Source organism: Methanosarcinales archaeon (assembly GCA_014859725.1).
Lineage (GTDB): Archaea > Halobacteriota > Methanosarcinia > Methanosarcinales > Methanocomedenaceae > Kmv04.
The window spans coordinates 1-12258 of the sequence record JACUTQ010000059.1 but is presented as its reverse complement, the minus strand read 5'-3'; the positions used below and the strand labels follow the sequence as shown (position 1 = coordinate 12258).

The 12258-nt window shown below is 38.6% G+C and carries 13 protein-coding genes and 1 pseudogene; 11 read left to right on the top strand and 3 right to left on the bottom strand.

Translation table 11 applies throughout. From position 1 onward, the window contains the following. Positions 1-36: 36 nt before the first annotated feature. The 11 genes from IBX40_06600 (at position 37) to brxL (ending at position 10163) form a co-directional block, all read left to right on the top strand. Positions 37-252 (top strand): hypothetical protein, encoded by a 216-nt coding sequence (locus IBX40_06600; protein ID MBE0523982.1) that lies wholly within the window; start codon positions 37-39, stop codon positions 250-252. Between the two features lie 51 nt (positions 253-303). Beyond that, positions 304-807, top strand: coding sequence for a putative DNA binding domain-containing protein (locus IBX40_06595; protein ID MBE0523981.1), 504 nt, complete (start codon positions 304-306; stop codon positions 805-807). Then, entirely contained in the window at positions 773-1003 is a 231-nt protein-coding gene (locus IBX40_06590) for a hypothetical protein (protein ID MBE0523980.1), read from the top strand. The genes IBX40_06595 and IBX40_06590 overlap by 35 nt, the downstream gene beginning before the upstream one ends. A gap of 1 nt (position 1004) precedes the next feature. Continuing rightward, positions 1005-1211: a hypothetical protein gene (locus IBX40_06585; GenBank protein MBE0523979.1), complete on the top strand. Its 207-nt coding sequence runs from the start codon at positions 1005-1007 to the stop codon at positions 1209-1211. A gap of 63 nt (positions 1212-1274) precedes the next feature. Next, positions 1275-3014: an AIPR family protein gene (locus IBX40_06580; protein MBE0523978.1), complete on the top strand. Its 1740-nt coding sequence runs from the start codon at positions 1275-1277 to the stop codon at positions 3012-3014. A 45-nt stretch (positions 3015-3059) separates the two neighbouring features. Then, positions 3060-4415, top strand: coding sequence for a putative DNA binding domain-containing protein (locus tag IBX40_06575; protein ID MBE0523977.1), 1356 nt, complete (start codon positions 3060-3062; stop codon positions 4413-4415). Between the two features lie 94 nt (positions 4416-4509). Further along, positions 4510-4755 carry a hypothetical protein gene (locus tag IBX40_06570; GenBank protein MBE0523976.1) on the top strand — a complete coding sequence of 82 codons (246 nt, stop codon included), beginning with the start codon at positions 4510-4512 and terminating at the stop codon, positions 4753-4755. Further along, the gene (locus tag IBX40_06565) at positions 4745-4990 is read left to right on the top strand and encodes a hypothetical protein (GenBank protein ID MBE0523975.1); all 246 of its coding nucleotides are present in this window, start codon (positions 4745-4747) and stop codon (positions 4988-4990) included. The genes IBX40_06570 and IBX40_06565 overlap by 11 nt, the downstream gene beginning before the upstream one ends. Before the next feature lie 12 nt (positions 4991-5002). After that, a complete protein-coding gene (locus IBX40_06560) occupies positions 5003-5476 on the top strand; it encodes a hypothetical protein (protein ID MBE0523974.1) in 474 nt (157 codons plus the stop codon). 3 nt (positions 5477-5479) lie between these two features. Continuing rightward, a complete protein-coding gene (pglZ, locus tag IBX40_06555; GenBank protein ID MBE0523973.1) occupies positions 5480-8089 on the top strand; it encodes a BREX-1 system phosphatase PglZ type A in 2610 nt (869 codons plus the stop codon). Between the two features lie 34 nt (positions 8090-8123). Continuing rightward, the gene (gene brxL / locus IBX40_06550; GenBank protein ID MBE0523972.1) at positions 8124-10163 is read left to right on the top strand and encodes a protease Lon-related BREX system protein BrxL; all 2040 of its coding nucleotides are present in this window, start codon (positions 8124-8126) and stop codon (positions 10161-10163) included. A 165-nt stretch (positions 10164-10328) separates the two neighbouring features. Here brxL and IBX40_06545 read toward each other — a convergent pair. The 3 genes and pseudogenes from IBX40_06545 to IBX40_06535 all read right to left on the bottom strand — a co-directional run bounded on the left by IBX40_06545 (position 10329) and on the right by IBX40_06535 (position 12191). Next, positions 10329-10409, bottom strand: a pseudogene (locus IBX40_06545) (SEC-C domain-containing protein). A 179-nt stretch (positions 10410-10588) separates the two neighbouring features. Next, complete coding sequence (locus tag IBX40_06540; GenBank protein MBE0523971.1) at positions 10589-11392, bottom strand: DUF1186 domain-containing protein; 804 nt, start codon at positions 11390-11392, stop codon at positions 10589-10591. 103 nt (positions 11393-11495) lie between these two features. Beyond that, positions 11496-12191 (bottom strand): hypothetical protein, encoded by a 696-nt coding sequence (locus IBX40_06535; GenBank protein MBE0523970.1) that lies wholly within the window; start codon positions 12189-12191, stop codon positions 11496-11498. Positions 12192-12258 lie beyond the last annotated feature (67 nt).

The following is a 12258-nucleotide window of genomic DNA, read 5'->3' as shown; positions in this document are numbered from 1 at the left end:
TAACCTCGGGGCTATTACCCCAACAAGAGGTGCGCTATGGGCTCTACTCGACAATCTATAAAAATGGGAATCCACATCGAACGTAACCCAATCCTAGTTTCCATGCTTAAGGATATTGAAGATATACCCTATCGAGGGATCGGGACAGGCATTCAGAGAATCATGCATGAATGCAAAAACGCAGGGATAACTGTTGATTTCATTGAAGAGAAAGAGAACGAACAGTTCAAAGTCATATTCCATAGAAAATAAATCATCCATTTCCGATGAATTAACACTATGAGATAATTCTACAACACAGATATGAACCTACCAGACCTCATCAAAACCGGAGAATCCGAAAACATCGAATTCAAAGAAAAATTCGATGAGCAAACCATTGAATCAGCAGTAGCTTTTGCCAACACAAAGGGCGGCATAATCTTCATAGGCGTATCTGATAAAAACAATATCAAAGGCATAAATGTCGGAAAAGAAACACTCAACCAGTGGGCAAATCAAATTTCTCAAAGCACAAACCCCCGCATAATCCCTGAACTGGAAAAGATCAAAGTCGATGGAAAAACAGTCATAGCAGTGAAAATCAAAGAAAATCCAATCAAACCCATATCAAAAAAAGGCAGATGCCTCAAAAGAGTGGACAGCAGCAATCGTGCCATGAGTGCGCAGGAAGTGGCACAAATGCACCTGCACTCAACAGGAATGAGCTGGGACAAATATCCTGCAAGGAACGTCAGACTTGCAGATATTGATCTGGATGATGGAGGTGTGAATGTCGATAAATACGTACAAATCGAAGATCAATAATCCACACTTAGCTGGTGTGAGCAAGTTCCAGGAGGAAAGTTTCAGTTTGTTGTGTTTTGAAATATTTCCTGTACCAAAAAAAGAATACGGTCGCAGATTGTCGTCAAAATCTACTGAAATTATTGTAAGGGGTCAATCCATTTACTGCGATAATGATATTGTCTATCCCGACGAAATAAAAAATACAGAGGTATAATATGCTTGAAGCAGAATTATTAGAAAGAATAGTATCAGACCTTGATTTCATAAAAACAAAAATATTATCCATCGAAGAAACCATAGAGGATATAGATAACGATCTGCATCATGTCAAACCAGAGTATATCCGGAAGCTTGAATCAATAAAAAAAGAAGGGACTATTTCCAGTTCAGATTTTAAAAAGAAATTTGGTGTCCGGCTTTGAAATATAATTACGAAATCAGCAGACAGCTTGAAAGGGAATTAAATAAACTCAGAGGAGATTTAAATGAGCAACAAAGAATTATTCATCACGACTTACCTGGATAAGATCGCTGAAAAATTCAATATCGGTACGGATAAGGCATTTGAAATATTCTCAATGGCAGCTATTCTTGACAAGACATTTGATGAAATTTTTGCAGATGTATTAATTAATAGCTCGGTTGATGGCGGAATTGATGGAATCTCTTTCGATGAACAGGATGGATTCTATGTTATGGAAGTATTCCAGTGTAAGAATTCGAAAGGACTGAAACAAAACCAGTTAGAGAAATTAAAACACGATTTTGAAGAAGTTTTTTTGAAAGGAAAAAGAGACAAACCCAATACCCAAGAGTTGATGCCTAAACTGGATGAATACATTTCAATCACCAAAAAAGGATACCATATAGAGCATCATCTGAACTTTATATTTAATGGGGATATAGAAGATACAAAATACGCTGCAAACAAAGACCTGTTCGAATCATATAATGATCCTGCTAATAACTTCGTAATATTTGATTTCAATGAGCTGGATAAGCTGATTGAGAATTTAATTAAAAGCGATAGAAGAAGAAAAGAAATTAAATTTACATTTAATGCAGAAAAATCAAATATATCACCAAAAGAGCCGCAGGCACTAATCTCATTTTCAATATTGAACGTCAAAGCCGTCAATTTCAGGATGAAGGCATTGGAATTGTGTGAACTGGTTGACCTTGAGATCAAAACCAATGGCACTGAAGACAAGTTGTTTTCAGAAAACATCAGAGGTTTTTTGGGATATAATAAAACCAACCGCAAGATAAAAGAGACTCTGGAGAACACATCTGAATCAATCTATTTCCCCTTCTTAAACAACGGTATAACAATCCTGTGCGATGAAATGCAAATACCTTCAAATCAACAAGCAGGTCAATATATCGTACCGGTCGTAAATCCGGTTATAGTCAACGGTTTACAAACGACAAAAGTAATACATGGAATCTATGAGAAAGATAAAACAAAATTGGACGATATTTACCTTACTGTCCGCCTGTACGAAACAAAAAATCAAGGTCTTGTAAATAAAATCACTGAAGCTACAAATACCCAGACTTCAATCAATTTCAGGGACAAAATCAGCAACAAAGACTTCCAGAAATATGTGAAATTGCTCTTTGAAAACAAAGGTATTGCATATATCTCAAAAAGAGGAGAAATTTTCACCAACCAATTGAGCAAAGATATGCATGAATCAATAACCAGTGAAAAAGCAATTAAATTCTGGTATGCAACATATTACGAAAAACCCGAAATCGCTAAAAACTCCGTATCCAAAGTGTTAGAAGAAGTATTCGATGCGACGAACCAGGAAAACCCACTGGCACAGCTTTTAGATGGCGATAAAAATTCACCTGTTTATCTGCAGATATACAACAGCTATCTTATAATGAAACTGGTTGTCGAAAAGAAAAAAAATCGGATAGATGCTGATGATCTTCTTGAGCACAGCGATGAGCTTCTAAGCTATGGTATATACAAATACCTAATGGCAAACCAGCTGGACTTTTCACAAACAAACATCGAAGACGGCTACAAATATACTGTTACTATTGTTAGAAAAAATGTATCAGATGAAAAGGATCGAAGATATCAAAAAGGGGAGACATATTCGCATAGCAGCTACTTTAAGAGTGCCCAGTGTAGAGTAGACTACAATACACCAGCAGGCATATCTGAAACATATGATCTTATTGAAAAACTAATCGACAGAAGAATCTGAGTTTTATTGAAAAATCAAATAAATGCAAATTCTTAAACCAAAAATATGAACCTACCAGAACTCATCAAAACCGGAGAATCCGAAAACATAGAATTTAAAGAAAAATTCGATGAACGAACCATCGAATCAGCAGTAGCTTTTGCCAACACAGCCGGAGGACGCTTACTGATCGGAGTGGAAGACAGAACCAGAGAGGTTTTAGGTGTCGAAAACCCACTGGATGAAGAAGAACGCATATGCAATTTAATCGCTGACAATATAGAGCCGCGATTGGTGCCCAATGTGGAACTGATCGCTTTGAAAGATAAGACTTTGCTGGGAGTGGAGGTATATCCCAGTGGTTCTCGTCCACACTGGCTTAAAAGTGAAGGGGCAAGTGAGGGTGTTTATGTACGGCTGGGTTCTACCAACCGAAAGGCTGACCGGGAGCTGATCGCAGAGCTTAAACGCAGTGCTGAAGGCATTGCATTTGACGAAATGCCCTTGCCCGAGCTGAGTGCAGATTTATTGGACATAGTTGCGGCAAAAGCGCTGTTTAAAGACAAGCGCGAGTTGAGTGAAAAAGAGCTGCTCACCCTGAAACTGCTCAAGCGAGAACAGGGACGACTGGTTCCTACCATCGGCGGAGTATTGCTTTTTGGGATTGAACGTGAAGAGCGCTTTTCTGATGCCTGGATCCAATGTGGACGTTTTGCCGGCACAACTAAAAGCGTCATTTTCGATCATATAGAGATCCACGAGCACCTGCCTATTGCCGTCGAACGTGTAATTGATTTCATAAAAAAGCACGCTATGCGGGGAGCTGACTTTTCACAGATACACCGCCGCGATGTGTGGAGCATTCCCCTGACCATTGTGCATGCTGATTATTCACAGATAGGCGCACCATTGCGGGTTGCTATTTACAATGACAGGGTAGAGATAGAGAATCCAGGCATCCTGCTTCCAGGTATGACTATCGAAGATGTGAGGCAGGGTGTATCCAAGATACGCAATAGAGTGATTGCCCGTGTGTTCAGGGAATTGGATCTGATCGAGCAATGGGGCAGTGGTTTTCGTCGTATTTTAGAAGAGGCTGAGGAAAAAAACCTTCCAGAGCCCACAATTGAAGAGATTGGCATGCGTGTCCGCTTTACCGTATATCTTGCTGAATCAATGGCGACTGAAGTCTCCAAGACATCGACCGAACAAGTAACCGAACAAGTAACCGAACAGGTAACCGAACAGGTAACCGAACAGGTAACCGAACAGGTAACCGAACAGGTAAAGTCTTTGCTCTTCTGTCTTAAAACCCAAGCTTTGGGAAGACAGGATGCTATGAGATGCATTGGTTTGAATAGCCGCCCGACATTTGTTTATGATTATCTAAAACCGCGATTCATGCTGGATTCGTTGAAATGACTCTACCAAATTCACCAAGCAGCCCAACCCAGAAATACCGCCTGACGGCTAAAGGTAAGGCATTCTTATCCAAAGAAGCTGAGGGGGGAAAAGAATGAGCACATTGTCCCTTTCCACTATTGAAAAACTCCCTGAAGTAACATCGGGTATGAACATTGACACTATTTTGAAACTATATCGGCACCACTGGGACAGGGACAGTCTACTTCCTAAAGGGGCCATAATGGGGCCAAACCTTGATAATGGAGTTGTGGTGAATTATGCGATGTTTGAGGAGTTGATAGAGCCCGTTGGACAACTCACTTTTAAACTAAAAATATGGAACGATGATGGAAGATAAGGCAATAAATTCAGCATGGTTTAAGAAAGGGGCTACTCTTAGTGATAAGTCCGCTCAAAAAGAATTTGGCCTAACACAAGATGAAATTATTGAGGGCATTGAGATGAAAAAAATCAAGAAAGAGTTGGCACAGACCAACAAGGAATTGAAGACATTGAAAACTCAAGTTGTCTCCCTGGAACAAAGAAAAGCTGAACTGTTAGCTAATCTTGATAACCTTGAAAATAACGATTAAGGAGTCATATAAATGAAAAAGAACTATCATTGTAACTGTAAATCCGGATGCAAAAATAACCGGTGTGCCTGTTTCAAAAATCATAAACCATGTGATGACAAATGTGGATGCACTGACTGCCAGAATCCGTTTAATGAAATAGATGTGGAAAAGTATTCAACCTGTGCTCTTCAAAATATCAATATTGTCAAAGCTCTGTCACAGGAAGAATTAGATGAGGAACATGAGTTGCCATGCGGCTGTGAAACCGTCAAATTGAAGGATTTATTAAATGAATATGAATGCAAAGAATGCATGACCTTGTACTGGTATTCATTTTGTTTGGATGAGGTGGTTCAAGATGATACTACCTGGCATTGTGAAACATGTGGAGAATGCAGGGATTGGAGAGAATGGCATTGCGAAAAATGTAATAAATGTACGTATGGAGTAACATTGCCATGTCAACACTGTGGTAAAAAAGGACCTTATCAGGATCTGGTTTAACATATGCAAAACATAGAAAAGACAATCCGGAGCATCCTTAAAAAATTCGAAGTCAAAGATGACTACGAGAAAAGAAAGCTCGTATTCTGGTACGATAAGGACGGGACAGTTAAAGAAGAGGAAGAACTTGAGCAGATTAAATCCTCTCTCTCTGAAAAAGACATAAATCTCCACATACTCAACAACAACTTCTTCGAAACAAAAAAGCTCCTTGAAAAAGACGACACAGAGTCGCATTATCTCATCTATTCACCTGAAGCAGAACGAGATGATCAATCCAACTGGCTGCTTGACATACAACTTTATTCATCCAGATTCGAGAACAGCACGATATCAGATATCAAAAGTGAATTCGGTATCGAAGGTTACGACCTCGATAAATTGCTGGAAGACCATGAAAAGTTCTTTGCCAATAAAGACCGTGTTTTAGCTTTCAAGCGGCATTACTGCAATGACTGGAAAGAGGATAAGTTCGTATTGGGAATGCTGGCAGCACTTTCAAGATCATCTACAATTGATCAAAAAGAGATAGTCAGGAATCTGCTAACGGGTTCACTGGAAGAAGAATATAACACAATCTGGGGTGAATTCAACAGATTCGGGCTTGTGGATAAATTCTGGGATATTATCAGGAGGCGTTTCGGGTATTCATCAGAACATCCGACTCTGAAGAAACTGTTCCTTAGCTTCATAATAACCCACATAGACAGGAATGCAAGTGTCGTTTTGAAGTCCTATGAACAATATATCAGCAGACAGAGCAACGAATGTGAGATATTCATAAGAGGATGGATGGACCATTCAAAAGACTCCAAAGATTTTGATGATTACTGTAACAATTTGCTCGCAGCCGACGGACATAAACTTGAGAATAGTCTGACATCACTTCTGAACAAATACGAAGTAGAAGACTATCTTGAAGCCGAATCCATCGACTTATTTGACAAGAACATTATCAAAAATATAGTCACGAAACTTACCGATGGCAGCGATGATTTCAACAAATATCTTGAATGGATAGACAACAGAAAAACAAAACACTGGTATCAAGTATACAAAAACATCTATTGTGCCCTTGAAAATGCTATTAAGCTTCATCAGTTCTCAAAAGAGATTGAACAGGAAGGCATCAATGAGCAGAGCCTGAATGAACTCTTTAAGGGATATATGAACCGGTACTATCTAATTGATTATTTTTACCGCAAGTTCTATTACCACTATGATAAGGACAGTGAGAAAGAGATACTCAAGAAAGATATCAAGGATATGGTCGAAAATGTTTATAATAAATTGCTTGACAGACTTCTCACCCGCTGGAACGACCTGATCGGCTCAGAGCTTGAAGATACATGGAACATCGAACTCATCGATAACCAGAGCAAATTTTACAGCATATATATAGACAATATCCTCAGAAAAAATGACAGGGATAAAGTAGCAGTCATCATATCAGATGGATTGCGATACGAAACAGCAGTCGAACTAAAAGATGTGATTAACAAAAGCTCAATAGGCACTATCGAACTAAAAGCAATGGCAAGCTCACTTCCATCATACACAAAGCTTGGAATGGCAAGCCTGCTGCCGCATAATAAGCTCGAATACAGGAACAATCATATCTTTGTAGATGGAATTGATTCGGAAGGAACTGAAAACAGAGGTAAGATCCTGTCAAATCGTGTCAGCGATTCTAATGTATTTAAGTTCGATGATCTCAAGGCGCTAAAAATAAACGACGCAAGAAATGAGACCAAAAAAAGGGTTATTTACATATATCACAACAGGATTGACGAAACAGGAGATAATAGATCTTCAGAACATAATGTCTTCAATGCAGTGGAATCTGCTATACAGGATATTAACAAGATGATCAAACTTCTGGGGAGATCTCTCAATGTGTCAAAAATCATAGTCACATCAGACCATGGTTTCATCTATAAAAGAGAACATCTCGAAAACGTTGATAAACTTGAAACACAGGATTTTGATAAAAGCAAGATCATCGAGGCTAAAAAGCGTTTCATCATAAGCGAACAGGATATTACGCTACGAAATATACACAAATTCAATATGGCTCCAACAATGAATTCAGATAAGCAGATGCATATATACGTCCCATTAGCAGACCTGCGTTTCAAATCACAAGGCGGAGGAGTGAATTATGTCCATGGTGGGGCTTCATTGCAGGAAATTGTGATACCTGTCCTTATTTACAGCCAAAATAAATATGAATCAGACCTTGATAGAAAAGGGATAGAACATGGTAAAGTGAAGGTTACAGTCTTAGATTACCATAGAAAGATAACCAACAGCACCTTTAAGGTAAAATTACTACAAACAGGAAAGGTGACCGACAAACGTGAACCGCTGAGTTTCAAGCTTGCCTTGTATGATACTGATGGACAAAAGGTCAGTGACGAAAAACTGGTGATTGCAGACAGTACTTCTGATGAACCAGAAGAAAGGATCCAGGAAGTAATTTTAACCCTGAGTAGCGATATCGAAAATAAAACTTATAATTTAATTGGGAAAGATGACGATTCAAAGGCTTTGCAGCAGGAAATATTTGAGATTCCCATGATAGTAGACATTCTAATAACAGATGATTTCTAATAAATTCAATAATCAATAAGTCAGGCAGATAAAAATGGCAGATATAGATTCAGGCACTGAGATTGATGATAAACTAAACACCTATTTCCCGGGAAAGGTGGTAAGAAAGGACCTCACTAAACTAATGAAAGTAGGTCATAATGTTCCCGTATATGTGTTAGAATACCTCTTAGGATCAAACTGTGCCACAGATGATGAAGACCTTATCAAGGAAGGCGTCAAGAAAGTAAAAAATATACTATCAGAGAATTACGTCCGTCCTGATGAAGCTGAATTGATCAAGTCAAAAATACGGGAAACTGGATACTATACTATAATAGACAAAGTTACAGTTAGGCTCAATGAAAGACGGGATGTTTATGAAGCATTGTTCTCCAATCTGGGAATCTCGAAAGTAGAAGTTGACCCATTTTATGTAAAAAAATATGAAAAACTGCTCGGTGGTGGTATCTGGTGCATCATCAAGATGGAATATTTATCTGAAACTTCCCAGTCCCCATTTATGATCTCTAACTTAAAACCCATACAAATCCCGAATGTGAACATAAACGAGTTCATAGAACTGAGGAAGAACTTCACAAAAGATGAATGGATTGACACTTTATTAAGAACCATCGGAATGGAACCAGCACAACTGGAATATCCGGCAAAATGGCATTTACTGGAACGTCTCGTACCTCTTGTGGAAAACAATTATAATATGTGTGAACTCGGACCGAGAAACACCGGTAAATCTCACGTCTACAAAGAGATATCCCCCAACTCTATATTGATATCCGGCGGACAAACCACAGTAGCAAACCTGTTCTATAACATGAGTACAAGACAGGTGGGACTCGTGGGGCTGTGGGATGTTGTTGCTTTTGATGAAGTTGCAGGGATACGGTTTAAAGACAAGGACGGGATACAGATTCTCAAAGATTACATGGCATCCGGTTCATTTGCCAGGGGAAAAGACCAGATAAATGCAAATGCATCAGTTGTATTTGTTGGCAATGTTAACCAGAGCATATCATCGTTGCTCAAAACATTCCACCTGTTTGCTCCATTCCCCGAAGGAATGAATAACGATAGTGCATTTTTTGACAGGATCCACTATTATCTGCCGGGATGGGAAGTTCCAAAGTTCAGGCCGGAACACTTCACTGACAGGTATGGCTTTATCGTGGATTATTTTGCTGAATTCCTCAGAGAAATGAGGAAAAGGTCTTTCAGTGACAATATATTTAATTATTTCAAGTTAGGAAATAATCTGAACCAGAGAGATGTCATAGCAGTGAAAAAGACATTTTCCGGTTTAATGAAGCTGGTATACCCTGACGGGAACATATCCAAAGAGGAAGCACAGGAGATCCTTGAATATGCAATGGTGGGACGAAGAAGGGTTAAGGAGCAGTTAAAGAAAATCGGTGGGATCGAATTTTTCGATGTTAATTTCTCTTATATCGACAATGAAGATATGATTGAACATTTTGTAACGGTCCCGGAAAGCGGTGGAAGAAAGATCATTCCTGCAGGGATGACAAAACCAGGGCAGGTTTACGCAGTGTCTGCTGCTTCCTCCAGCAAGATTGGAGTGTACAAGATAGAGTTACAGGTTGTCCCTGGTTCCGGAAAATATGATAAATCAGGTCTTGGTTCAAATCCAAAAGCTAAAGAAGCTATTCAGACTGCATTTAACTATTTCAAGGCAAATGCAAAATCAGTCAGTCAAGGTATTTCAATAAAAGAAAAAGATTTCCATTTACATGTGCAAGACCTGACAGGTGTGGGAATGTCTGATGATCTGGCTCTTGCGGGTTTTCTTAGTTTATGTTCAGGTGCTCTGGAGAAGCCAGTGCAAAAACAAACTGCAATCCTGGGTACAATTACTATAGGCGGTTCTATTAGTAGTATAGACAATTTATCTGACCTCTTGCAGGTTTGCATGGATGCTGGAGCTAGGAAAGTTCTTATCCCAATATCAGTTGCATCAAAAATGTCAACTGTACCACCAGATTTATTTAGCAAATTTCAGATCTCTTTTTATGAGGATCCGATAGATGCGGTGTATAAGTCGTTGGCGTTGTCATGAGGACCAACTTTCAGAAAAGTATGGTTAGAATTGAGTTCATACTCGTATGATAGATATACGAACTTGGTAGCCAACCTCGCTGGTTTTGTGGAGCATATACATGCTCAAAAACCCAAACAAATAGGTGTATGAATGTGCTCCTTTTGTTTGATCTGTGTTATTATTTTATTTCTCCATTTTCATGCAACACTTCTTGTACTTCTTTCCAGAACCACAGGGGCATGGATCTCACTTTCCGCAGGTAATCTACAAAAATTGAATAATTTCTTATGGTAGCGGTTTCAAGTATTTAAAGGGTATTATATTTACATTGCAGCATTGCAGATTTATATTTGCGTACTTTGCATACATGATCTGACTACCATTCGAAGAAAATAGAGATGGTTATTTCAGAGTATTTTATCTACAAATATCGAAAATCATAATCAATCGGCATCATTAGATGTTATAGAAAAAGATTCGTTTTCAAAATATACCTGCGGAATATAAGATGGATCATTACGGCCTATTTTCTTCGCTTTCATGGGAGTTTTTGACTCTGGATATGAAATTGTTCTAAGGTAGTTGATTTTCTCTTTTGAAAAATGTTCTAACGGATCTTTCATAAATTTGCTGTAACTTTGCTCTTCCTCTGGCAAATTGAAAACCCAATCGATATCATCTCGACTTATTACTTCCGTATCAATTCTCCCATCTCCAAATGCTTTACCTACCTGAGGTAGAAGGTTCGGATCTTTGAATGAAAGCAATTCATCTATTAAGAATGCTGCGAAAGTCTGATCATTTGTGTTCTCCAAAAGGTTTGAGATGAAGGATTTTATGTCATCTTTTCTATCAGGATACTGATGAGCAATTACATTTAAAGCAGTGGCAACCGAACCTCGAACATACAGGTCAAGTGTTTCATTGAGGACATATTCCGTCAGTCGTTCTATTGCACTTTCACCAAAAGCGGCAAGCAAAGTCGGGGTGCTTTCTGTAATCCAACCGCCTAAAGCATCTCTCTTGTCTTTCATCGTATCAAGCAAAAGCTCAAGAGCATCATTTGTCTTTATTAGAGGTAGTATGTGAATGGCATGATATGGCGTCCATGCGTCTCCAGGCCCACCTTGATACCAGTATTTTTCATCATGAAGAATGCGTTCAAGATAATAAAAAGCGTCCTCTCTTGACGCTATCTCTTTGGCGAGTCCCTGTGGAACTTCCAGACCGAGAGATACCATCTCCATAATTAATGGTTCAGTTTTCCCTTACTTTGAAAGATCCCAAAAAACAACCCCTCACACTATCGTTTTTTGTTGCCACCAACAAATTTTAAATAAAACTTTTAAATCAAGTCTCCTTCAAAACCGTTTCCAGTCCAAGTGCAGCAAAAAGTCTCATCTGATCTAATCCCATAGTTTCAAACATAAACTGCGGTTCCTGGTCACCCCTTTTCACCAAGACAACTCTAATCTTCTCAAGTTCTTCAATAACTCGCGTCTCGGAGAGCATCTCCTCTTGTTTCTTCAATTTCCATAGCAAAAACCTGTAGAATACCAAACCCATAACACAAAGGAATGAATGCACCTTTATCCTTTTATCTTTCCGGAGAAAAAAAGGTTTCATAGATATTATCATCAATCCCTTCATCCACATAAAATCTTTTTCAACAAAGTCTTTCTGATTGTACGTTTTCACAATTTTTTCTGTATCCCAGTCATGCATGTCTGTAAATAAAATCGTCTTGCCAAAAGTTAGTGCTAATTTTTTCTCAGCCTCTTCGTCAAACGAAAACTTAAACACATTCTCTTTTTCAAACCCTTCAAACGGGAACACTTTCTTATAGTCATCCGGGATAACTTTTGAGGCATCGATCAGTGCATTTTTGATACTTTTTTTCTTCCCCTTCCCAACTCTTACGACAGATTGTTTTATTTCATAAAGTTTCTTAAGAATTTCAACCTTCTTTTTTTCATATGTTTGCTTTTGTTTTTTGTAGCTTCCGGGATGGTATCTCACCACCAATGTAAATTCAGTTCCAAACACCTCTTTTTTTGTTCGATAACCCAACACCTTGTATTTTTTCTTGGTTTTGTAAAGCAGATCGAACTCA